Source organism: Streptomyces sp. G45 (genome assembly GCF_049542095.1).
In the GTDB taxonomy this organism is placed as follows: Bacteria; Actinomycetota; Actinomycetes; order Streptomycetales; family Streptomycetaceae; genus Streptomyces.
Genome location: NZ_JBMUZU010000001.1, coordinates 163,691 through 185,585, shown reverse-complemented (window position 1 = coordinate 185,585; position 21,895 = coordinate 163,691). Strand labels below are relative to the sequence as shown.

The 21,895-nt window shown below is 73.9% G+C and carries 16 protein-coding genes and 4 pseudogenes; 11 read left to right on the top strand and 9 right to left on the bottom strand.

Going from position 1 to position 21,895, the window contains the following annotated elements; all coding sequences use genetic code 11:
- Window positions 1–37 precede the first annotated feature (37 nt).
- Entirely contained in the window at window positions 38–781 is a 744-nt protein-coding gene (locus ACOBQU_RS00815; RefSeq protein WP_423623657.1) for an SDR family NAD(P)-dependent oxidoreductase, read from the top strand.
- Window positions 782–928: 147 nt separating this feature from the next.
- On the opposite strand, the pseudogene ACOBQU_RS00810 reads toward ACOBQU_RS00815, so the two are convergent.
- Window positions 929–1,771, bottom strand: a pseudogene (locus ACOBQU_RS00810) (alpha/beta fold hydrolase); the annotation flags it as partial.
- A gap of 336 nt (window positions 1,772–2,107) precedes the next feature.
- Here ACOBQU_RS00810 and ACOBQU_RS00805 point away from each other — a divergent pair.
- Window positions 2,108–2,311 (top strand): cold-shock protein, encoded by a 204-nt coding sequence (locus ACOBQU_RS00805; protein ID WP_240111487.1) that lies wholly within the window; start codon window positions 2,108–2,110, stop codon window positions 2,309–2,311.
- Window positions 2,259–4,043: a DEAD/DEAH box helicase gene (locus tag ACOBQU_RS00800; protein ID WP_423623654.1), complete on the top strand. Its 1,785-nt coding sequence runs from the start codon at window positions 2,259–2,261 to the stop codon at window positions 4,041–4,043. The genes ACOBQU_RS00805 and ACOBQU_RS00800 overlap by 53 nt, the downstream gene beginning before the upstream one ends.
- A 113-nt stretch (window positions 4,044–4,156) precedes the next feature.
- Here ACOBQU_RS00800 and ACOBQU_RS00795 read toward each other — a convergent pair whose 3' ends face one another.
- The 5 genes and pseudogenes from ACOBQU_RS00795 to ACOBQU_RS00775 all read right to left on the bottom strand — a co-directional run bounded on the left by ACOBQU_RS00795 (window position 4,157) and on the right by ACOBQU_RS00775 (window position 8,553).
- Window positions 4,157–4,756, bottom strand: a complete 600-nt coding sequence (locus tag ACOBQU_RS00795; RefSeq protein WP_423623653.1) for a dihydrofolate reductase family protein — start codon at window positions 4,754–4,756, stop codon at window positions 4,157–4,159.
- On the bottom strand, window positions 4,753–5,655 hold the full coding sequence (locus ACOBQU_RS00790) for a metalloregulator ArsR/SmtB family transcription factor (RefSeq protein ID WP_423623651.1): 903 nt from the start codon (window positions 5,653–5,655) through the stop codon (window positions 4,753–4,755). Before ACOBQU_RS00790 ends, ACOBQU_RS00795 begins: the two co-directional genes overlap by 4 nt.
- Before the next feature lie 33 nt (window positions 5,656–5,688).
- Entirely contained in the window at window positions 5,689–6,285 is a 597-nt protein-coding gene (locus tag ACOBQU_RS00785; RefSeq protein ID WP_423623649.1) for a hypothetical protein, read from the bottom strand.
- 221 nt (window positions 6,286–6,506) lie between these two features.
- On the bottom strand, window positions 6,507–6,914 hold the full coding sequence (locus ACOBQU_RS00780; protein WP_423623648.1) for a hypothetical protein: 408 nt from the start codon (window positions 6,912–6,914) through the stop codon (window positions 6,507–6,509).
- Between the two features lie 89 nt (window positions 6,915–7,003).
- Window positions 7,004–8,553, bottom strand: a pseudogene (locus ACOBQU_RS00775) (SDR family oxidoreductase).
- Window positions 8,554–8,900: 347 nt separating this feature from the next.
- Here ACOBQU_RS00775 and ACOBQU_RS00770 point away from each other — a divergent pair.
- A complete protein-coding gene (locus ACOBQU_RS00770) occupies window positions 8,901–9,485 on the top strand; it encodes an RNA polymerase sigma factor (protein ID WP_423623646.1) in 585 nt (194 codons plus the stop codon).
- Between the two features lie 137 nt (window positions 9,486–9,622).
- Window positions 9,623–10,675 carry a MerR family transcriptional regulator gene (locus tag ACOBQU_RS00765; protein ID WP_423634179.1) on the top strand — a complete coding sequence of 351 codons (1,053 nt, stop codon included), beginning with the start codon at window positions 9,623–9,625 and terminating at the stop codon, window positions 10,673–10,675.
- 42 nt (window positions 10,676–10,717) lie between these two features.
- On the opposite strand, the pseudogene ACOBQU_RS00760 reads toward ACOBQU_RS00765, so the two are convergent.
- Window positions 10,718–12,090, bottom strand: a pseudogene (locus ACOBQU_RS00760) (cryptochrome/photolyase family protein).
- 203 nt (window positions 12,091–12,293) lie between these two features.
- Here ACOBQU_RS00760 and ACOBQU_RS00755 point away from each other — a divergent pair.
- The 4 genes from ACOBQU_RS00755 to ACOBQU_RS00740 all read left to right on the top strand — a co-directional run bounded on the left by ACOBQU_RS00755 (window position 12,294) and on the right by ACOBQU_RS00740 (window position 15,911).
- On the top strand, window positions 12,294–13,505 hold the full coding sequence (locus ACOBQU_RS00755) for a hypothetical protein (RefSeq protein ID WP_423623644.1): 1,212 nt from the start codon (window positions 12,294–12,296) through the stop codon (window positions 13,503–13,505).
- A 178-nt stretch (window positions 13,506–13,683) separates the two neighbouring features.
- The gene (locus ACOBQU_RS00750) at window positions 13,684–14,310 is read left to right on the top strand and encodes a carbonic anhydrase (RefSeq protein ID WP_423623643.1); all 627 of its coding nucleotides are present in this window, start codon (window positions 13,684–13,686) and stop codon (window positions 14,308–14,310) included.
- A 122-nt stretch (window positions 14,311–14,432) separates the two neighbouring features.
- Window positions 14,433–15,485, top strand: coding sequence for an L-threonylcarbamoyladenylate synthase (locus ACOBQU_RS00745; protein WP_423623641.1), 1,053 nt, complete (start codon window positions 14,433–14,435; stop codon window positions 15,483–15,485).
- A gap of 132 nt (window positions 15,486–15,617) precedes the next feature.
- Window positions 15,618–15,911, top strand: coding sequence for a hypothetical protein (locus ACOBQU_RS00740; RefSeq protein WP_423623639.1), 294 nt, complete (start codon window positions 15,618–15,620; stop codon window positions 15,909–15,911).
- 81 nt (window positions 15,912–15,992) lie between these two features.
- Here ACOBQU_RS00740 and ACOBQU_RS00735 read toward each other — a convergent pair.
- Both ACOBQU_RS00735 and ACOBQU_RS00730 read right to left on the bottom strand, forming a co-directional pair.
- A pseudogene (locus tag ACOBQU_RS00735) lies at window positions 15,993–16,450 on the bottom strand (nitroreductase family deazaflavin-dependent oxidoreductase).
- Between the two features lie 205 nt (window positions 16,451–16,655).
- Window positions 16,656–19,613 (bottom strand): M14 family zinc carboxypeptidase, encoded by a 2,958-nt coding sequence (locus tag ACOBQU_RS00730; RefSeq protein ID WP_423623637.1) that lies wholly within the window; start codon window positions 19,611–19,613, stop codon window positions 16,656–16,658.
- Between the two features lie 174 nt (window positions 19,614–19,787).
- Here ACOBQU_RS00730 and ACOBQU_RS00725 point away from each other — a divergent pair, with 174 nt between their 5' ends.
- Entirely contained in the window at window positions 19,788–20,039 is a 252-nt protein-coding gene (locus tag ACOBQU_RS00725; protein WP_423623635.1) for a terpene synthase family protein, read from the top strand.
- Window positions 20,040–20,329: 290 nt separating this feature from the next.
- Complete coding sequence (locus tag ACOBQU_RS00720; protein WP_423623634.1) at window positions 20,330–21,895, top strand: alkaline phosphatase D family protein; 1,566 nt, start codon at window positions 20,330–20,332, stop codon at window positions 21,893–21,895.

Sequence of the window (21,895 nt, the reverse complement as noted above, 5' to 3'; positions counted from 1 at the left end):
CCGCACGGAACGCGACACCATCCCAGGAGCACAAGGCATGGCAGCACAGCAGGACCTGGCCGGGCGCACGGCGCTGGTGACCGGAGCGGGGCGCGGACTCGGCGCCGCCGTCGCCCGCGCCCTCCACGACCGCGGGGCGTCGGTCGCCGCGGTCGACCGGGACGAGGACGGACTCCGCTGCCTGGCGGCGGACCTTGGCCGCGTCCTGGCCGTCCCCGTGGACCTCGCGACACCGCGAGGCGTGGACGAGGCGCACGAGCGCGCCGTCGACGGTCTCGGCCCCGTGGACATCCTGGTGAACAACGCGGCCATCGCGCCCGCCCGTTCCCTGTGGGAGATCGCAGCGGACGAGTGGGACCAGGTCTTCGCCGTCAACCTGCGGGCAGCGTTCTTCCTCACCCGGCGCGCGGCCGAGGGCATGCGGCGGCGACGGTCCGGCCGCGTCGTCAACGTGGCCTCCGTCGCCGGGCAGACCCCGCGCGGCACCAGCGCGCACTACGGCATCTCGAAGGCCGGGCTGCTCGCCATGACCAAGAACTTCGCCGCCGAACTCGCCCCGTACGACGTCACGGTCAACGCGGTGGCTCCCGCGATGATCCGTACCCCCATGGTCGGCACCGTCAGTGACGAGACGCTGCGCGAGCTGACCGAGAAGACCCCGCTGCGACGCATCGCCGAACCGGAGGAGGTCGCCGCGGTCGTCGCTTTCCTCGCCGCCGACACCGGCGCCTTCATCACCGGCGCCACCTACGACATCAACGGCGGCATCCTGATGCGCTGACCCTCCGGACCGGTCAGGCGAGGGAGCCGGTCGCGAAGGGCTCGTCGTCGGCGTGCGGCCGCCGAGCGGGCCGGGGAGCGCGAGGGCGTCGGCGCAGACGTGTTCGAGCGCGGTGATCACCTTCGAGGAGTGCCGGGTCGGCAGGCGGTGGCAGCCGCGTGGAACGACATGCAGCCGGGCGCCGGGGATCCGGGCCGCCAGGAGATGGGAGTGGGCGGGCGGAATGGTCGGGTCCAGGGCGCCGACCAGAATGTGCACCGGCACGTGCCGCAACACGTCCAGCTGGGTCGCCTGGTACCGCATCAGCGCCTTGAACCACGCGGCGGCCACGTCCATGGGCGGCTGGGTGCTCAGCCGCGGCCGCCAGAGGTTGTGCAGGCGCAGCGCGGTGCCGGGAGCGCGAAGGCACACATGGGCCATGGCGTGGCGCAACAGTCCGACCAGGCGCGTCCGCGGCGGATAGGCGGCGGAGGCGAGGTCGAGGCCGCCGCCGCTGGTGGAGGCCAGCAGGACCCCGGTGACCTTGTCGCCCAGCAGGTGGGGGTGGGCGGCGGCCAGGGCGAGGACGGCCATGCCGCCCATGGAGTGACCGGCGAGGGCGACCGGCACGTTCCCCGGGGCGGTGGCGGCGATGATCGCCTTGAGGTCCTCGGCCAGCAGCGCGATGGTCGGCCGCGCGGTGCCAGGGGTGGAGTCGCCGTGCCCGCGCTGGTCGTACCGGACGACGAGGGTGCGGGGCGGCCGAGCCCTGCCACGGTCTTGTCCCAGATCCCGGCCGTGGCCTGCCAGCCGTGGGCCAGGACGAGTACGAGGTCGGGGTCGCGCGGGCCGTGGAGATAGAGGGCGAGACGCGCGCCGTCCGGCCGCAGTACGTCGACGCGGGTGCAGGGGAGGTCGGGCACGTTCATCTCCTTCGGGCCGACGCGTACGGCGGTGTCCGGGGCGGTGGCGGCGGGGCGCGTCCCCTGCGGCAGGGGTCTGCTGGAGCATGTCCACTCGCGGGCCCCGAGGCACACGGACGGGCCCTGAGGCTCACGGACAGAAGACGCGGAAGATCGCCCGTTGGTTGTCGGCGGCCATCGGGCGGGGCAAGAGGGCAGGTCAGGCACCGTGAGGCCGGACAGGAGACCTCGGCCAGCGCTGTCGTGTGATGTGCGTCATGGGAACCTGCCACGAGCCACGAGTTCTGATAGGCTTCTCAAGTTGCAGTTGTGGTACCCATGAACCTATGTGCGCCTGACAGGAATGCTTTCCCTTCAGGCGCATTTATTGTTTTTCCGGCATCTCCGGATGGGGCCTCTGCTTGCCTACTGAAGGAGAAATGTCATGGCACAGGGAACCGTGAAGTGGTTCAACGCCGAAAAGGGCTTCGGCTTCATCGAGCAGGACGGCGGCGGCCCCGACGTCTTCGCGCACTACTCGAACATCGCGACCCAGGGCTTCCGTGAGCTCCAGGACGGCCAGCGGGTCTCCTTCGATGTCACGCAGGGCCAGAAGGGCCCGCAGGCGGAGAACATCGTCCCCGCCTGATCGCCAGCCGCGTATCCACTCACCGGGGTCCGCACTGTCACGGTGCGGACCCCGGTGTGCGCTGTTTTCCAGGAAGGCACATCACCGCGTGTCCCGCAGGCCCCAGAAGTCGAACCGGCGCGCCACCCCGCCCCGGCCGTCCACGTCGTCGCCCCAGGAATTCCGGCTGCCGGAAAACACGACACCCGCTCTTCCCGCGGTCGAGGAATTCGCCGCCCTGGACATGCCTCCGGGGCTGCTGAAGACGCTCACCGCGCAGGGGGTCACCACCCCCTTCCCCATTCAGGCCGCCACGCTGCCCAACTCGCTCGCGGGCCGTGACCTGCTGGGGCGCGGACGCACCGGCTCCGGCAAGACCCTCGCCTTCGGGCTCGCCCTCCTGGCCCGCACGGCCGGGCTGCGCGCGCAGCCCACGGCGCCCCTGGCCCTGGTCCTCGTACCCACCCGCGAGCTCGCCCAGCAGGTCACGGACGCGCTGACCCCCTACGCGACCGCCGTGAACCTGCGCCTGGCCACCGTGGTCGGCGGCCTGTCGATCACCAAGCAGGCCGCGACGCTGCGGCGCGGCGCCGAGGTGCTGGTCGCGACCCCCGGTCGGCTCAACGACCTCGTGGAGCGCGGGGACTGCGCGCTCGGCGACGTACGCATCACCGTGCTCGACGAAGCCGACCAGATGACCGACATGGGCTTCCTGCCGCAGATCACCAAGCTGATCCAGCAGGTGCGGCCCGACGGGCAGCGCATGCTCTTCTCGGCGACCCTGGACCGCAACATCGACCGCCTGGTGCAGCGGTTCCTGACCGACCCGGTGGTGCACTCCGTGGACCCGTCCGCGGGAGCGGTGACGACGATGGAGCACCACGTGCTCCACGTCCAGGACGAGACCGACAAGAAGGCCGTCACCACGCGCATCGCCGCCCGCGACGGCCGGGTCATCCTCTTCCTCGACACCAAGAGGAGCGCCGACCGCCTCGCCAAGCGCCTTCTGGCCGTCGGCGTCCGCGCCGCGGCGCTGCACGGGGGCCGCTCCCAGCCGCAGCGCAACCGCACCCTGGACCAGTTCAAGAGCGGCCATGTGACCGCGCTGGTGGCGACCAACGTCGCCGCCCGGGGCATACACGTCGACGACCTCGACCTCGTCGTGAACGTCGACCCGCCCACCGACCACAAGGACTACCTCCACCGCGGCGGCCGCACCGCCCGCGCCGGAGGTTCCGGCAGTGTGGTCACGCTGGTGCTGCCCGACCAGAAGCGGGACGTCACCCGGCTCATGTCGGACGCGGGCATCCGCCCCCGGACGGCCCGCGTCACGTCCAGCGACGCGGAGCTGGCCGCCATCACCGGCGCCCGCGAGCCGTCCGGCGTGGCCGTCACCATCGAGGTCCCCCAGCCCCCGGCGCCGCCGAAGGCGCCCCGCACGGACCAGAAGCCCAGCAGGCGCTCCGGCCGCCGCCGCGGAAAGGGCGGCGGCAGCGGAGCCGCGGCGGGCCAGGCCGCCGGAAAGGCGACGGCGCGCAACGCGACGGCGGGCAAGGCCACCGGGGGCAAGGCCACCGGGGGCAAGGCCACCGGGGGTAAGGCGACCGCGGAGAAGACGGTGGCCGGAAAGGCGACCGCCGCCCCCGGCAGGGCTGCCCGCGGCTCCGGTCGGCGCACGCCTGCGGGCGGCACGGACAGCGCGGGAGCACGCACCTCCAGCCGCCGCGGCGGCCGCCGCAGGCCCACGGCATAACGCCGCCCGCCGCACCGCGGGTCACGCAACGGCTCCGCCGCCGTGGCCCGCGGTGCGCGCTGGTCGCCGCCCTCGGCCTGCGGGTCGGTCGCCGCGCCCGCTGATCGAGGGGATCAGCGCACGCGGTCGTAGACGAGGGCGATCTCGCCCAGGTCGCCGGTCTCCTGGCGGGTGAGCTTCCACTTCGAGCCGGGCAGGCCGTCGTCGAACAGCCGCTGCCCGCCGCCGACGATCTCGGGAATGACCATGAGGTAGAGCCGGTCCAGCAGGTCGGCCGCGAGGAGCGGCTTGATGACGCTGGCGCTGCTGTTGACGAGGATGTCGCCCTCGCCGGTGGCCTTGAGGTCGGCGACGACCTCCGCGGCGGGGGCGTTCACCACGCGGCTGTGCTCCCACGGCGCCTCGGCCAGGGTGGTCGAGAAGACCACCTTCTCCGTGTCGACCAGCCACTTCGCATAGCCGCGATCACGCGGATCGGCGTTCTCGTCCGCGGCGACCGACGGCCAGAACCCCAGGAACCCCTCGGCGTTGACCCTGCCGAGCAGCGCCGTCGTGGCGCCCTCCCAGATGCGGGTGAGGTGGTCGCGTGCGACGTCGGTGGTCACGTACGGGACGAACGCGCCGAAGTCGTGGGCCCCGCCGGGGCCGTGGTAGCGCCCATCGAGGCTGAGGGCCAGGTTGGCCGTCACCCTGCGGCCGGTCGAGCGGGTCATGTCGTGCTCCCTGTGTCGGTGCGGTCGGTGCGGTCGGTGCGGTCGGTGCGGTCGGTGTTGTCGGCGCTGTTGGAGTCGTACGGGTCCGCGGCGAGGGCCGCGGCGAGTTTGTCGAGACTCTGGCCGAAGCCGATCTCGATGCCCGCGACGAAGTCGGCGGAGCCGACCGTGCTGTCCGTGAGCCGCCAGTGGACGTCGAGGTCCGTGCCGCCGGTGCCGGTCGGCGTCAGGCCGAGGTCGACACGTGCGGTGAACGCGGTGCTCCCGTCCGGCAGCACGGGAGAGAGGCGGTAGCCGAGGCGCTCACCGGGGCGCACGTCCTCGACGACGCCCTCCGCGCGGCCGACGACCGGGTCGGAGCCGTCGGTGTCCTCGGCGTCGCGGTACTCCTGGACGATCCGGCCGCCCGGGCGCGCCTCGAAGACGAGCTCGGAGACGCGCAGGTCGTCCGGCGTCCACCAGCGGGCCAGCAGGGGCGCCTCGGTGAGGTGGCGCCAGACCAGCTCGGGGCGCCCCGCCAGCGACCGGTGGAACCGGAACGCGCGACCGTCGGCCCAGCCCGGCTCCGCCGCGGCCGACCGCTCGGCGCGGAGACTGAGTCCGTACCGGTCGTAGGTCGCGTGCGAGCCGTCGACCCGGTCCGCGTCGTCGGCGAGCTGGTTCAGCGCGGCTGCCAGATCCCGCAGGGGGGCGGCCTTGAGGGCGTAGACGCGGCGCTGGCCAGCGCGCTGCGAGGTGACGATGCCCGCGCGTTCGAGGGTCTGGAGGTGCTTGGTCGTCTGCGGCTGGCGCGCCTCGGCGAGCCGGGCGAGTACGCCGACCGGGCGGGGCCGCTCGGCCAGCAGCCGTACGAGCCGCCAGCGCGCCGGGTCGGCCAGGGCGGCGAGGAGTGCGTCCATGCCCACAAGCATTCCTCACAACGAATATTCGTGTCAAGGAATATGCCGGGGATGGATACGGTGATCACGCCGCCGCGTCGACCAGGGCCTGGAGCAGGCGCTGCGGGTCCTCGGCGATGCGGTTGCAGACGGACAGCCACCACTCCGTGCCGAAGACGACGTACTCCCGGGTGGGGTGGCCTCGGCCAGCTGCTGGGCGTACGCGAGGTAGGCGGTGGCCAGGGCCGGGGCCTCGCGCCGGTGGGCGACGGCATCGGGTTCGAGGAAGGCGCCCTTGACCAGGCGGATGCGGCCGGGGCGGGACAGCAGCTCCGGCAGGTCGTCGGCGGTGCGGTACAGGCGTGCCTGGATGGTGAGGCCCACATGGTCGAACCGTTCGCACAGCGCGCCGTGCAGGGCGAGAACGTCGTCGGTCCGGTCGGAGCCCTCGGCGGAGATCATCATCTCCCGCCCGGTGTCGGCGGTGGCCTGGGCAAGGCGCGAGGCGTTGGCGAGGGCGAGATCCACGTCGACGGCGAGGCCGATGTGCGACAGGTCGAGGGAGACCGAGCACCCGGGCGGCAGCAGCCGGGCCGCGGACAGGAACGTGTCAGTTGGTGCGGGCTGGTTGGGAAGCCGGTGTTCCCGCACTGGGGGCTTCGGCGTTGTGCCGTGGGGTGTCCATTCCCGCTGGGCCGAGTCAGTAGCCGTGACCTGACCCACGGTGCCGCAGCACAGGGGGCGCACCGGGTCATGGTGTCCGTCAAGTGGACAGCGCGGCGCGCCTGTTCTCGCCGGGAGGGCTGCGACGAAGCCGTCGGCGGTGTGCGCCTGCCGGGAGTCTGTCGGCGCCGCGCGTCGACCCGGCGGAGTCAGTCGGCGGTGCGGTGCGGCGTCACGCGGCGGTACGCGGCGCGCGCGTGGCGGATGCGGCCACCGGCCGTGCCGGTGAGCGCCGCGAACAGCAGGCAGGCGATCCACAGGGGGTCGCGGTGCTCGGCCCAGGAGATCTCCCCCGTGGGGGCGGCGGCGCGGATGTTCAGCAGGGCCCAGCACAGCAGGGCCGTGCCCGGTGCGGCGGTGAAGCGCCCCCGCGCCCCCAGCGACGCGGCCAGCAGGGACAGGCCGACGAGTGCGAGTCCGGTGCTGTCGAGGGCGCCGAGCAGGTCGAGCACGATCAGCAGGACGAAGGCGCCCCCCACCGCCGCACCCCAGATCAACGGGGTGGCCACCGGCTCGGGAACCGGCCGGACGCGGTCGGCCATGAGCCACCACTGCACCACAGTGCCCCCTCCTTCACGCTGGCGCGGCCCCGTACGGACCACGGGCCTCGCCGTATTCTCGCACCAGGCCGGGGCACCTCACGGCGCTAGCCGGACCTTCGGACCGCCTTCGGGACAGCGGCGGGCGTTCCGCTCCGCGGTCCGTGGCCGTCCGCCCGCTCGGCCGTGCGGGCGATGTTGCGGGCCATGCCGCCGAAGACGACCGCGTGGAACGGGGATACGCCCCACCAGTAGGCGTGGCCGAGCAGTCCGTGCGGGTGGAACAGGGCGCGCTGGCGGTAGCGGGTGCGGCCCGCGTCGTCGGTGTCGGCGTACAGCTCCAGCCAGGCGAGGCCGGGCAGCCGCATCTCCGCGCGCAGCCGCAGCAGCCGCCCCGGCTCGACCTCCTCCACCCGCCAGAAGTCCACGGAGTCGCCGACGCGCAGCCGGTGCGCGTCCCGGCGTCCGCGGCGCAGCCCCACGCCGCCCACGAGCCGGTCGGCGACGCCGCGCACGGACCAGGCCAAGGGGAAGGAGTACCAGCCGTTGTCGCCGCCGATGCCTTCGATGACCCGCCACAGGGCCTCGGGCGGGGCGTCGACCGGGCGTTCCCGCAGGTCGGTGTAGAGGCTGCCGCCCGCCCAGGACGGGTCGGTGGGCAAGGGGTCGCTGGGGGCGCCCGGCACCGACGCGGAGGACCAGCGGGTGGCGACCTCCGCGTCCCGTACGCGCTTGAGGGCGAGCCGCACCGCCTCGTCGAAGCCGATGGGGTGGCCGGGCGGATCGGGGACGTACCGGACGATGTCGTCGTCCCGGCACACCACCTCGTACCGCAGCGACTCCGCCAGCGGCCGGGCGATGGACGCGGGGACCGGCGTGACCAGGCCCACCCAGTGGCTGGACAGGCGCGGGGTGAGCACCGGAACCGGCAGGATGACCCGGCGGGGCAGCCCGGCGACCGCCGCGTAGCGCAGCATCATGTCCCGGTACGTGAGCACGTCGGGGCCGCCGACGTCGAAGGCGCGGTTCACGTCCGCGGGCATCCCGGCGCTGCCCACCAGCAGGCGCAGCACGTCCCGGACCGCGATCGGTTGGATGCGGGTGCGCACCCAGCTCGGTGTGACCATCACCGGCAGCCGCTCGGTCAGGTACCGCAGCATCTCGAAGGACGCCGAACCGGACCCGATGATCACGGCGGCGCGCAGCACCGTCGTCGGCACCCCGCTCGCCAGCAGGATGCGCCCGACCTCGGACCGGGAGCGCAGATGCGGCGACAGCTCCCGCTCGGGCACCCCGGCAGGGGTGAGCCCGCCGAGGTAGACGACGCGGCGCACGCCCGCGCGGGCGGCCCGCGCGCCGAAGACGGTCGCGCCCCGGCGATCGGTCTCTTCGAAGCCGCGTCCCGTGCCGAGGGCGTGCACCAGGTAGTAGGCCACGGCGACGTCCCGCATCGCGTCCCCGACCGTGTCGGGGTCGGTGACGTCCCCGCGGACCACCTCCACGTCTTCGGCCCAGGGGTGGTCGCGCAGCTTCCCGGGGAGCGGGCCAGGCAGCGCACCCGGTACCCCGCGGCCAGCAGTTCGGGCACGAGCCGCCCGCCGATGTACCCGCTGGCCCCGGTCACCAGGCACAGCGGTCGGCCCGTCGTCGTCTCCATGGCTCTTCCTTCCGTCGGGGCGCGCGTTCAGGGAGTTCGGCCGTCGCCCCGCGGACGGATGCGGCCCGGCCGCTGACTCCGCTGCCCCGCACACCGGTGGCCGCCGCCTCCGCCGCGCCTTCCCGGGCGGTCAGGCCACCCGCCGTCCCGGGCGGTCAGGCCACCCAGCATGGCGCGACCTGCCGGAACCCGCAGCGTGCGCACTCTCGAAGGGGGCGCTCAGCTCCCGTACTAGGGGCCCGGTTCCTGGCAAACCGATGCAGACCCGATGCGAGTTGCCGCCCCGAGCGTACGGGCCGGACCGTGGCCGTGAGGGGAGAAGTCACCCCGGACAAGGAGCGGTCCACATGAGCGCACTCGCTGACAGCGAAGCCCGGCCGGTGCCCGTCCAGTACCCGGACGACGAGCTGTCCGCCCGGTTCGCGGCGGGCGACGAGGGCTGCGTGGAGGCGGTCTACCGCCGCTGGGCTCCGCTCGTCCTGTCGCTGGCGCGGCAGACGCTGGGCGACGGCGCGGAAGCGGAGGACGTCACCCAGACGGTGTTCCTCGCAGCCTGGCGCGGACGCCACGGCTACCGCGCGGGCCGCGGGTCGCTCCCCGGATGGCTCGTGGGCATCACCCGGCACAAGATCGCCGACGCTCTGTCCGCCCGTACCCGGCGCACCGACGCCGTCGCGGCGGCGGCACACGAGTCGCCGCCCTCGCCGGACCCGTCGTGCCCGCAGGACGCCGTCCTGAGCCGCCTGGACGTCACCCGGGAGATGCGCCGCCTCCCCGAGGCCCAGCGCAGGGTGCTGTGCCTGGCCTTCTACGGCGACCTGACGCAGACGCAGATCGCCCACGTCACCGGCTGGCCGCTGGGCACGGTCAAGAGCCACGCCCGGCGGGGCCTGCTGCGCCTGGGACAGACCATGCGGCAGACCACCGAGTAGCGGCCACGGACGAACGACGTGCGCCGCGGCCCCAGCCCGCCCCGCGGCGCCGCGACGCGGCAGCCGTTCGCGGGCATAATCGTGCGCACCCTGCTCCGGCGCACCGCGGGTCAGGGGGAGGGGAACACTTGATCGCCGTGAACTCCGCCGCACAGCCTCCCTCGAAGCCGCCCGCCGTGCCGGGCGGTGCCGGTGTCGCCACCGGTGTGCTGGCCCGTCGCCTCGGCGTGTCACCGATGACGCTGCGCTCGTGGGACCGCCGCTACGGCATCGGACCGACCGCGCGCACCGAGGGCGGGCACCGCCGCTGGACGGCCGTGGACGTGGCGACGGTCGAGGAGATGTGCCGCCTGACCGCGACCGGCATCCCACCGGCCGAGGCGGCCCGCGCCGCCCGTACGGCTCGTACGGTTCGTATGGCGCGTACGGCCGCTGTCGGCGCTCCCGGCGCTCCCGGCGCTTCCGAAGCCGCCGCCGGTCCGACGTCCGACGGGCCCACGGCACCCGCTGGCCGGTCGCGGGCCGCCGGGGCGCTGCCGCTCGGGGACGTCCGACAGGAGTGCCGCGGCCTGGCCCGCGCCGCGGTACGCCTGGACGCCCCCGCGCTGGAGCAGCACCTCACCGCCGCCGTCGAGCGGTACGGCGTGGTGGTCGCCTGGCAGGAGGTGATGGTGCCCACCCTGCACGCCGTGGGACGCCGCTGGGCCTCCTCCGGCGACCAGTACGTGGAGATCGAGCACCTGCTCTCCTGGCACGTCTCCACCGTGCTGCGCCGCACCACGCCACCCCCCGCCCCCGTGCCCTCCCCGGGGGCGGGGTGCTTCCTGCTGGCCTGCGTCCCCGGCGAACAGCACACCCTGGCCCTGGAGGCGCTGCACGCGGCGCTGAGCCGTGAGGGGCTGCCGGTGCGCATGCTGGGCGCCGCGGTGCCCGCCGGGGCGCTGGACGCGGCGGTGCGTCGGCTCGGCCCGGCGGCGGTCGTGCTGTGGGCCCAGGAGAGCGCGCGGGCCGCCCCGGCCCTGGCCCAGCGCGTCGCCGGGCTGCGCTGGGGCATGAAGGGGGCGCGGCGCGGTCCCGCGGTCATGCTGGGCGGCCCCGGCTGGAGCCGGTCCCACCCGGCAGGCTTCCTCAGGCCGACCGGTCTCGCGCAGGCCGTGGACGCGCTGCGCCCGCTGCACACCACGCGGTGAACCGGCGGACGCGACGCCCGCGCCCCCACGCCGCCGCGGGCCTCAGGCGCGCCCCCGCGCTCGCCGGAAGCGGTCCAGGCCCACCGCCAGGGACACCAGTGGCTCGGGGTAGCCGATCCGGGAGCGCTCCCGCGCCGGGAGCTTCCACGGCTCGTGCACGGCGGCGCCCTTCACGTCGGCCAACTCCTCCACCCAGCGCCGCACATAGGCGCCGTCCGGGTCGTACCGCTTGCCCTGGGTGACGGGGTTGAACACGCGGTTCGGTCGGCTGTCGGTGCCCGTGCCCGCCATCCACTGCCAGTTGAGCTGGTTGTTCGCCACGTCGCCGTCCACCAGCAGGTCCAGGAAGTGGCGGGCGCCGACCCGCCAGTCGACGTACAGCGTCTTGGTGAGGAAGCTCGCCGTGAGCAGTCGGCCCCGGTTGTGCATCCAGCCCTCGTGGCGCAGCTGCCGCATCGCCGCGTCCACCACCGGGTAGCCGGTGCGGCCCTCCCGCCACGCCTGGGTCTCCGCCTGCGCGTCCCGTCCGCGGCGCCACCGGTCGCGCTGGGTGCGGTAGTCGCGCGTGGCGGAGTCGGGGCACGCGGCGAGCACCTGGCGGTGGAAGTCGCGCCAGGCGACCTGCCGTACGAACGCCTCCGCGCCCGGGCCGCCGGTCTTGCGGGCCCGCTGCACCACCTCGACCGGGGACAGCGTGCCGAAGTGCAGGTGGGGGAGAGCCGGGAGGTGGCGTCGCCCGCCAGGTCGTCGTGACGCTGCTCGTAGGCGTGCACGCCGTAGCGCAGCCACGCGGACAGCGCGCGCCGCCCCTCCGTCTCGCCGCCCGCGCACAGCCCCGGCGCCACGCCGCCCACCCTGCCGCGCTCCGGCAGCGGGGCGGAACCCACCTCCGTCGGCACGGTGATCGTGCGTGGCGCGTCCATGACGTTCCGCAGGGCCTGCGCGGTCCAGTGGCGGTAGTACGGGGTGAACAGCGCGAAGTGGTCGGAGGCGGCGGGCGCCACCGCGCCCGGTGCGACGGCGGTGCTCACCGTCTCGTGCACGTACAGGCGCCGCCCTTCGGCCTCCAGCTCCCGGCGCAGCCGCCACTCGCGCGCCTGCGCGAAGACGCTCACGTCGCTCGCCATGTGCACCTCGTCGGCGTCCGCCTCGGCGGCCACCCGGCACACCTCCGTGACCGTGTCGCCCTCACGCAGCACCAGGCGGCCGCCGCGCTCCCGCAGCCGGGCGTCCAGGTCGCGCAGGCAGTCGGCGAGGAACGCCAGCCGGTTCGGCGCGGCGAAACCCGCCCGGTCCATGGCCGGATCCCGCACGAACAGCGGCACCACCCGGGCGCCCCCTTGCAGGGCCGCGCGCAGCGGCGGGTGGTCCGACAGACGCAGATCGCAGGTGAACACGACGACCGAGGTGTGCATGGGGCTCACTTCCGCAGTTCCGATGGGATCACTCTCGGATGCCTTCGCCCCTTCGGCCGGTGACGGATGCGGCGAGCCGGCACGAGTTCCCCGGCCGGAGGCGTGGGGGCGTCCGACCGGGCCGTGCGGGGCCGGTGTGGGGACCCGTCCCGGAGCTGCTTCGTACGCTCTTCGCGTGTCCTCGACGTGAGGGGGTCGGCCCGGTGTCAGAGCATGTCGCGCAGCGGTGGGCTGTGGTGATGACGGCGTTCGTGCTGCTGCTGGCGACCGGATGCGGCGGCGGGGACGGAGCCGAGGGCGGGGACGCTCCGCGCTGGCGGCTCGACTACGTCAGCGCCTCACGTGACGCGCACCTGCACGAGCTGGCCGCCGTGTCCGCCGACGAGGGCTGGGCCCTGGCCACGGAGACCCGGAAGAACGGCGACGAGCGCGAACTCCTGCTGCACCGCGACGGCGCCTCCTGGAGGCGTGCCCCGCTGCCGCCACCGCTGCGGGCGGAGAAGGGCGCACAACTCGGGGGAGCGCTGCTGGAGGCCTCAAGCCCTGACGACGTGTGGCTGTTCGCCAACGGGCTGGGAGCCGACGACAGCACCGCGGGGGACCCGGGGGCGATGCGCTGGGACGGCGATCGGTGGCGCAGGACCACGGTCGACTTCAGCACGCGGGACGTGGCGGTCGTGGCCCCCGACGACGCGTGGGCGCTGGACGCGTCATCGACGCGTCCCCTCGCCCACCACTGGGACGGCGTCCGCTGGACCGGCCACCACCTGCCGACCGACTACGTCTTCTCGCTGTCCGCCAGCGGCCCCGAGGACGTCTGGGCGGTGGGCGTCGACGACGAGGGCCAGCCCGCGGCCGCGCACTTCGACGGAACGACGTGGCGGCCCACCCCGGTACCCGGCTACCGCGCCCGCGACCCGAGGCCGGAACCGGAGGCGCCACTGGTCGAGGTCGTCGCCCTCGCCCCGGACAACGCCTGGGCGTTCGGCTCGCACAGCTATGAGACCGAAGCCGGTTCCCGCGTGCCCCACACCCCCTTCGCCCTGCACTGGGACGGCACGCGCTGGCGCGAGGCCCACAGGGCCGTCGACACGTCGAAGGCTCCCGCGGGCTCTGCCGTCCAGACATGCGGGGACGGCGCGGGCGGCTTCGTCCTGGGCAGCCTCCGCGGCGGCGAACAGCACCGGACCGCCAAGGGCGCGCTGCGCGTCATCCAGGACCCGGAGGCGGTCGCCGACCGCTCCGGAAAGATCACCGAGAAGCACCGGCGACACCAGCACTTCGAGGTGTACGACCTGGAACTCGTCCCCGGCACCCGTGAGATCTGGGCCGCCGGTGCCGTCGGAGTGGCCCGCCTCCACGGCGACGCGAGCTTCGCGCGCGGCGCGATCGCCTCGTACTCCATGACCGACTGACCCCGTCATCGGCTCGCCGTCGGACGCCACCGGCGGACGCCGGCCCCAGAAGTCGCCGAGGAGCAGGAGGACCAGTGAGGGAGTCCTCGGGGCGTCCGCACCCGCGCCCACCCTCGGGGCACGAGGCGAGCTCCACCCGGTCTCCGCAGGTCGGAGCCGCCTCGCATAACCTACGGGCATGACCGATACGCTGACGCCGACCCCCGACGACGCCTTCGAGACGCTGCTGGCGGGCAACCAGCGGTTCGTCACCGGCGTGCCGGAGCACCCCAACCAGGACGCTGCCCGCCGCACGGAGACCGCACCGGCACAGAGCCCCTTCGCGGTGATGTTCGGCTGCTCCGACTCCCGCCTCGCCGCCGAGATCATCTTCGACCGGGGCCTGGGCGACCTGTTCGTGGTCCGCACCGCCGGGCACGTCGTCGGCTCGGAGGTGCTCGGCAGCATCGAGTACGGGGCGAGCGTGCTGGACTGCCCGCTGGTGGTGGTCCTCGGCCACGACTCGTGCGGCGCCATCGCCGCCGCCCGCGAGGCCGCCGACGGCGGCAGGGCGCCCGCCGGGTTCGTCCGCGACGTCGTCGAGCGGGTGACCCCGAGCGTGCTGGCGGCCCGCGCCGCGGGACGCGACCAGGACGAGGAGATCCTCCACGAGCACATCCGGCACACCGTCGACCTGCTCCTCGACCGCTCCCGCGTCCTGGCCGAGCGGGTGGCCGCGGGCCGCCTGGCCGTGGTGGGCCTGTCCTACCGGCTGGCCGACGGCAGCGCCCAGGTGGTCGCCGCCCACGGCCTGACCAAGGGGTAGCCCCTCTGCCGTAGGGTTCCGCGCGGTGTCGTCGTCCGTGGCCGCGTCGTTGGGCCCCGACGAGACCACGGACCCGCGCGGAGCGGAACAGCGCGGAGCGGAACAGGGAGAGGAACGCGAGAGTGACGGCAACGACCAGCGACATCGACAAGGCGGCCATTGACGAGGCGGCCATCGACGAGGCGGCCGGAGTGCTGCGCGCCGGAGGCCTGGTGGCCCTGCCGACCGAGACCGTCTACGGCCTGGGCGCCAACGCCGAGGACGCGACCGCCGTCGCCCGCGTCTTCGAGACCAAGGGCCGCCCGCCCACCCACCCGCTGATCGTCCACATCGGCGGCGCGGAGCAGCTGGGGGACTGGGCCGAGGACGTGCCCGCGTCGGCGCGGCTGCTGGCCGAGCACTTCTGGCCGGGCCCCCTCACGCTCGTGCTGCGGCGCGGCCGCCGGGTGCCGCTCGAAGCGACCGGCGGCCTGGAGACCGTGGCGCTGCGCGTGCCCGACCACCCCGTCGCCCGCGCGCTCCTCGCGGCCTTCGGCGGCGGCATCGCCGCCCCGTCCGCCAACCGCTTCGGCTCGGTCAGCCCCACGACCGCCGACCACGTCCGCGCGGAACTCGGTGACGCCGTCGACGTCGTCCTGGACGGCGGCCCCTGCGGCGTCGGCGTCGAGTCGACCATCGTCGACGCCACGAGCGACACCCTGAGCATCCTGCGGCCCGGCGGAGTGACCCGCGAGGACCTCGAAGCGGTGCTGGGACACCCGCTCGCGGTCCCCGAGACCAGCCGCGTCCGGGTGCCGGGACAGCACCCGTCCCACTACGCGCCGCGCGCCCGCGTCGTCCTCGTCGAGCCCGACGAGGTCGTCGCCGAAGCGGAACGCGCACAGCGGCTCGGGCACCGGGTGGGCGTCTTCCTCCCGCCCGCCTTCACCGACACCCCCGTCGAGGCGCACGCCGTGGCGGCGGTCCCCGCCTCGACGGCCGCCTACGCCCGCGAGCTGTACGGCTTCCTCCGCGAGCTCGACCAGCGGGGATGCGACCTGATCATCGCGTCCGTACCGGCGGAGGAGGGCCTCGGCCTCGCCATCGCCAACCGCCTGCGCCGCGCCGCGGGACCCCGCCCCGCGACCCCGGAAGCCGCCGACGCCGCACCGGACCGCGAGACGTCAGCGTCCTGACCGTCCTGACCGCCCTGACGCTTCCCAAGAGCCCTCCGCTTCCCCACTTCCGCGGCTCCCCGCAACCCCTGCCCCGCCGCTCCACGTGTCACCTTGGTGACCGGGCCGGAGAGCTGGCGAGGGTGGAGGGCCGTGGGGAGTGCGAAGGGCGCGGGCCGAGTGGTGCTGCGGACGCTGGGGTGGACGCCAGACGAACGCGTCTCGCAGACGCGGTGGCTGGTGGAGGCCCTGGTGTGGTCCCAGGCCTGGCTGGCCTACGTGACCGGCATCGTGCCCGGCTGGCAGGCGCTCACCGTGGCGTGCCTGCTCTCTGCGGTCTACGGCGTCTCCTGGGCGTCGAGAATCCACTACAGGGCCTGGCGCCCGCGAGGCAGTGCGCACCGCAGGAGCGGCGGGGCGCACCGGAGGAACGCCGCGCGCCAGTGACCCGCTCAGCTGCCGTGCCACTGGACAGGCGGGCGGGCCCGGAGGTCCCTCCAGGGCTGGGTCCACCGGTGCGGCGGGGGCCTACGTCGGCCCGTCCAGGTGCTCGGGTTCGAGGACGAAGACCGGGATCACACGGTCGGTCTTCTTCTGGTAGTCGGTATACGCCGGGTACGCGGCGACCGCGCGCCGCCACCACTGGTCCCGCTCGTCGCCGGTGACCTCACGGGCCGTCATGACCTGGCGTGCGGGCCCGTCCTGGAGTTCCACCCGGGGGTCGGCCTTGAGGTTGAAGTACCAGACGGGGTGACGGGGAAGCCGCCCTTCGAGGCCACCGCCGCGTACCGCCCCTCGTGTTCCACGCGCATCAGGGGAACTTTGCGGATCCTGCCGCTCCGCGCCCCGCGCATCGTGACGATGACGACCGGCAGGCCCGTGTCCCAGAGCGTTGTGCCCTGGGTGCCGCCGGACCTCTCGTACAGCTCGACCTGTTCGCGCACCCACCGCGCCGGACTCGGCTCGTACTCGCCCTCAAGAGGCATCGCATGCACCCCATCGCTGTGTACGGGTTGTCCCGGGCAGTCCAGCACACGCCGCGCGCGAAGGGGAGACCGCCGCTCCCGTGCCGTCGACGACCACGCGGGCCGCGGTGGCGTGAAGGGGACGCGGTCGCGGTGACGCCGACCTCCAGGGCCGCGTCCGGGGCCTGAAGGTCGGCGTCACGCGTGGGCGTCTGGTCGGGGCGGGTCAGCGGCGCAGATACGTCAGGGCGGTGTTCATGAGCCTGGCCCGGTCGGCGGCGCCGGTGAGGTGTTCGAAGCCGACGCCGAGCAGCACGCTGTCGCGCGCGGTGACGGCCGCGTAGGGCTTGTACAGCTCTCCGGTGCGCGCCCAGTCGCCGGTGATGTTGGCGCTACCGGGCGGGGGCGGGGCGGCGGTCCAGGTGCCCAGGGAGGTCTCGAACCCCTCGGTCTCGGTCGCGGTGCCGTTGACGACGAGCTGGGCGTTGTCGGCGAACAGGCCGCGGCCGCCGTCGGAGGGGTCGGAGACCGAGCTGAGGGAGACCTCGACCTTCTTGCCCGCGTAGGCACCGAGGTCGAAGGCGACCTGCTTCCAGCCCCCGGAGGAGCCGGTGAGGCTGTTCCAGGCGCCGCTGCTGCCAGTGGCCGCGCAGTCGCTCGCGCCGCGCGTCAGATAGTGGCGCAGGAACGGGTGGGCGGTGAGGAAGAAACCGGCCGAGCACCGGGTGGGCACGGCGGTGGACGTGGCGCCGTTGCGGTCCGGCAGGGTCGTCCAGTCGTCGGCGCCCACGGTGTGCGCCTCAAGGAGGCCGTGGTCGAAGCCGGACTCCAGGTTCCAGTTCAGCGCCAGGCGCAGCTCGGGCTTGTCGGCGGCGGTGACACCGGTGAGGTCGAGGTTGCGGGTGAGGCGCTTGTAGTCCCGGTCGGCGTGTGTCGCGGAGGCCATGCCCTGGCCCGCGTACGGGGCGTAGGGGTTGGCCAGGCCGGGATAGGCGCCCGCAGCGGCGCTCTTGAACTGGGGGAACCGGTCGGCGGGCAGGTTGTCGGAGGTGACGGTGAAGCGGCCCGCCTTGTCGAGCGGGTTGCCGTCGGCGGCGCCGAGCGGACCGCCCGCGCCCGCGAGCGCGCCTGTGCCGGTGAGGCTCTGGGCGCCGGGTGCGGGCAGGCGCTCGTAGGCACCCAGGTAGTACTGCGCGAAGTCGTCCGTGAGGGCGTCACCGAGATCGACGGTGCCGCCCGCGCGCTCGCCGGACTCGATCAGCTTGCCGCCCTCGTTGAGGTAGGCGCGCAGGGCCAGTTGGGTGGGCGCGCCGGGCACGGAGTCGCCGGTGTAGTGCACGACCGTACGGAAGTGCGACAGGACGCCCAGGGGGTGCGGGACGCCCTGCTTGGCGACGTCCCAGACGGCGGCGGTGCGGCCGCTGGCCTTGACGGCGTCGACGTACGCGCGGGTCTGTGTGGCGCCCGCGCCTTCCTCGGCGACGACGAGGACGCTGGCCTTGGGGCGTTCGGCGACGGTGTACGTGAAGTGCTCGCTGCTGGTGCGGCCCTTCTGGGTGCGGCCGGTGAACCACACCTCGACCTTGTCGCCGGGGCGCGCCCCTTCGACGTCGGCGCGGTACTGGTCGAAGTACAGGTTGTCCTCACCGCCGTAGGTCTCGCCGCCCTTCCACCGCGCGAGGCCCTCGCTGCGGGTGCGGCCGTCGTTGACGCGGTAGCGGAGCTGCTTGTCGCGCACCGACTTGCGGGCGGTGACGGCGACTTCCTGGTCACCGCCGCGCGCCAGGGACGTGGTGAAGGAGTCGGGGGTGAAGTCCGGGGCGTCGACGCCGGAGACGGAGACCGGGCGGTCGGGGTGCAGCGCGGTCTCGGCGACGGCGAGCGCGAAGGGCACGTTCTTGGCGAACTCCCGCTGGATCAGCTTCTCGTCGTCGGGGAAGGTGAAGACGGACGCGCAGTCCTCGGGCTTCCAGGCGTCGTCGGGGTCGACGTTCGACGCGGTCTGGCAGGTGGACATCTCCGGTGTGAACATGGCGATGCCGTTGACGTTGCCGCCGTGGCCGTCGGCCTCGCCGTTGGTGGTGTACAGCTCGGAGGAGACCTGCGGGTGGTAGCCGGGGACGGCGGGCTTGTCGGGAGTGCCCGCGAGGGCCTTGTACAGCACGTCGTCGGGGGTGGGCGTGGCGACCTGCCAGCCGACTCCGTAGAGGATCAGCTCGGCCGCCGAGTGGTAGTTGATGGCGTACTCGAAGCCGATGCGCTTCTGGAAGCGGTCGATCGCCTTCGTCTCGGGCTCGGACATCGGCCCCGCGCCGCGGTAGGTCTCCGAGGACGGGTTCGGGGACGAACCCTCGTTGTCGTAGCCCCACTTGTAGGCGAAGTTGCGGTTCAGGTCGACGCCGTCGCCCGCGGCGATCCTGCCGTCGCCGTTGATGTCGCGGAGGTTCTTGCGCCACTGGCGGTCGCCGTCGGCGGCGTGCGTGTGGTCGTAGCCGTCGGGGTTGGCGGAGAGCACGAACCACAGCTCGGTGGAGTTCACAAGGCGGGTGACGCGCTTGTCCTTGCCGTAGTTGTCGAGGTAGTGGTGCAGCAGGCGGCGGGTCATCTCGGGGGTGATCCACTCGCGCGCGTGCTGGTTGGACATGTACAGCGTGGCGGGCTTGGCGCCGTCCTTGGACTTCTTCGCGTCCTTGGTGAGCTTCAGGGCGAGGATGTCCTTGCCCTGGAGGGTCTTGCCGATGGAGACGACCTTGGTGAGGCCGGGGTGGGCCCGCGCGGTGCGGACGATCTCCTCCTTGAGCCCGCCCTTGCCGCTGTACGGGCGGTACACGCCGTCCCCGGCCGCCTTCAGGCGCCTGGAGGCCGCCGCGGAGAGCTGGTGCTCGCGCAGGTCGATGCCCTGCCGCTCCACTGCCTCGGCCTGGGCCTTCGTGAGGTACAGCTCGACGCGGCCGGTGCCGTGGTCGGGCACCTGCCCGGCGAGTTCGTGCGCGTCCTGGCCCGCCCTGACCATGATCGGTATCTGCTTCTTGGTGACGTCGGCCCGGTAGACCCTCACGACCGCGTCGTCCTCGGCGGTGGCCTTCGCGGGGCCGCTGGCCTGTGCGTGCGGTACGGCGGCGAGCGTACCGACGAGCAGTGCGCCGCTGGCGAGGACCGATCTCGCGCGTGCTCTTCGTCTCATGAGCCCCCCTTGCAGTTGTCCGGCACGTTTGTGCGCGAACGCCAGGCTCGTCACGCTTCATGATCATGTCAATACGGTGGGTGGGGGGTCCACGGGTGCGCGCCCGCCGGGGGCACGCGGCGGCGGCCCACCCGGTCTGCGGCGCGGCCCCGGGGGCGATGCCCCTGCTCGGCCATGCGATTCCCCTGCTGCGCTCACCCCTCACTTTCGTCAACGGGCTGGCCCGCCGCGGCGACCTGGTGCGCCATCGAACGCTTCGGCGGCTTCGAACTGCCCGAGGAGGTCACCGGCTGCCCCCAGCTCCGCGTCATGCGCCAGCTGTCGTCCGACATCCTCACGCACAGCAACGACCTGCGCTACGCGGAGAACCCGGGGCCCGGACGCGCCCTGGCCCACCTGGAGGACCTGACCAGCGACCGCGCCTGACGAACCGGTGCGCGCGGTGTGAAGGCCCGGCGCGGGCCGCGCGACGCACCGAGCTGTGCGGTGCACCCGGCCCTGTGGTGCACCGGGCCGCGCGGCACACCCGGTCGTGCGCGCGCTCCCCGCGGGCGCCCGGCCGCACCAGCGCGCCGGGCTCCGCGCCCACGCCCGGACATCGCTCAGCGGGTTCGAACGACCCCTCCCATCCGGCTGTTCTTCACCTGTCCGCAGAGCCGCGGCCACCCCGGGCGCGAACGATCTGTGCGGATCTGGACAACCCCCGGGAGGGACACATGAGTTCTGCATCGCCCACGTCCTGCGGACCGGACCGGCGCCTGTTCCTGCGGGCGACCGGTGTCGGCGTCGGCGCGCTGCTCGCCGGGGCCGGGCTGGCCGGGCAGGCGGAAGCGGCGTCCGGCGCCCCGCGGCTGCGCGACGAACCGTTCCGCCTCGGCGTGGCCAGCGGCGAGCCGACGTCGGACGGCTGCGTGCTGTGGACCAGACTGGCGCCCCGGCCCCTGGCCGATGACGGGCACGGCGGGATGCCCCGCGCGGGCTACGACGTGCAGTGGCAGGTCGCCGAGGACGAACGCTTCCGCCGCGTCGCGCGCTCCGGCACCGCCCTGGCCCTGCCCGAGCTGGGACACTCCGTACACCCGCAGGTACGCGGGCTGCGGCCGGGGCGCGCGTACTTCTACCGGTTCCGCACCCAGGGCCGCACCAGCCCCGTCGGCCGGTTCCGCACCGCGCCCGCCGCCCGTTCCCGTTCCGCCTTCACCTTCGCCACCGCCTCCTGCCAGGCGTGGTACCACGGCCACTTCTCCGCGTACCGCGACATGGTCGCCCAGGACCCCGACGTGGTGTTCTTCCTCGGCGACTACATCTACGAGTACGGCATCACCGCGGCCACCATGTGGCGCGCCGCCCCGCTGCCCGGGCCCCGGCACGAGCTGGAGACCAACACCCTCGCCGACTACCGGGTGCGCTACTCCCTGTTCAAGTCCGACCCCGACCTCCAGGCGGCCCACGCGGCGGCCCCCTGGATCCTCACCCCGGACGACCACGAGGTGCAGAACGACTACGCCGACGAGACGTCGTACTACGGCCTGAGCGAGGAGGACTTCCTGCTGCGGCGGGCCGTGGCCTACCGCGCGTACTACGAGAACTGCCCGCTGCCCCCGCTCGCCCTCGCCCACGGCCCCGACGCGCGCCTCCACCGCCGACTGCGCTACGGCGGCCTCGCCACCCTGCACGTGCTCGACGCCCGCCAGTACCGCGACGCCAAGCCCGCGAACGCCGAGGAGCAGCACGCGCCCGGCCGCACGATGCTCGGCGCCGCGCAGGAGCGGTGGCTCTACCGCGGTCTGCGGACGTCCGACACCCGGTGGAACCTGCTGCTCCAGCAGGTCGGCCTGGTCAAGGTGACCGAGAGCCGCGTCGACCAGTGGGACGGCTTCCCGGCCGCGCGCCAGCGCCTGCTCGACGTGCTCGCCGAGCGCGGCGTCGCGCCCTCCGTCGTCCTCACCGGCGACTGCCACCGCTCCATCGCGGGCGACCTGCTCGCCGACTTCTCCGACCCCGGATCCGCCGTGGTGAGCAGCGAGTTCCTCGGCACCTCCATCGCCTCCGACGGCGACGGCGCGCCGAGTGACAACTACACCAAGGACTGGATGCAGCACCCCTGGATGAAGTTCTACGACGGGCGCCGCGGCTACGTCCTCGGCCGCGCCGCCGCGGACGCGATCACCGCCGAGTACCGTGCCGTGCCCTATGTGCGTGCCGACAACCAGGCGGCGGGCTTCTCCCTCGACCGGTTCCGCGTCGAGCACGGCCGCCCCGGCCTGCGGAAGGTGAGCTGA

Bases quoted from the DNA above. Each gene is read 5' to 3' on its own strand.
- ACOBQU_RS00815 (WP_423623657.1), top strand. From the start codon at position 38: ATGGCAGCACAGCAGGACCTGGCCGGGCGCACGGCGCTGGTGACCGGA.
- ACOBQU_RS00805 (WP_240111487.1), top strand. From the start codon at position 2,108: ATGGCACAGGGAACCGTGAAGTGGTTCAACGCCGAAAAGGGCTTCGGC.
- ACOBQU_RS00800 (WP_423623654.1), top strand. From the start codon at position 2,259: ATGTCACGCAGGGCCAGAAGGGCCCGCAGGCGGAGAACATCGTCCCCG.
- ACOBQU_RS00795 (WP_423623653.1), bottom strand. From the start codon at position 4,756: ATGACCCGCTCGACCGGCCGCAGGGTGACGGCCAACCTGGCCCTCAGC.
- ACOBQU_RS00790 (WP_423623651.1), bottom strand. From the start codon at position 5,655: ATGGACGCACTCCTCGCCGCCCTGGCCGACCCGGCGCGCTGGCGGCTC.
- ACOBQU_RS00770 (WP_423623646.1), top strand. From the start codon at position 8,901: ATGAGCGCACTCGCTGACAGCGAAGCCCGGCCGGTGCCCGTCCAGTAC.
- ACOBQU_RS00750 (WP_423623643.1), top strand. From the start codon at position 13,684: ATGACCGATACGCTGACGCCGACCCCCGACGACGCCTTCGAGACGCTG.
- ACOBQU_RS00730 (WP_423623637.1), bottom strand. From the start codon at position 19,613: ATGAGACGAAGAGCACGCGCGAGATCGGTCCTCGCCAGCGGCGCACTG.
- ACOBQU_RS00725 (WP_423623635.1), top strand. From the start codon at position 19,788: ATGCGATTCCCCTGCTGCGCTCACCCCTCACTTTCGTCAACGGGCTGG.
- ACOBQU_RS00720 (WP_423623634.1), top strand. From the start codon at position 20,330: ATGAGTTCTGCATCGCCCACGTCCTGCGGACCGGACCGGCGCCTGTTC.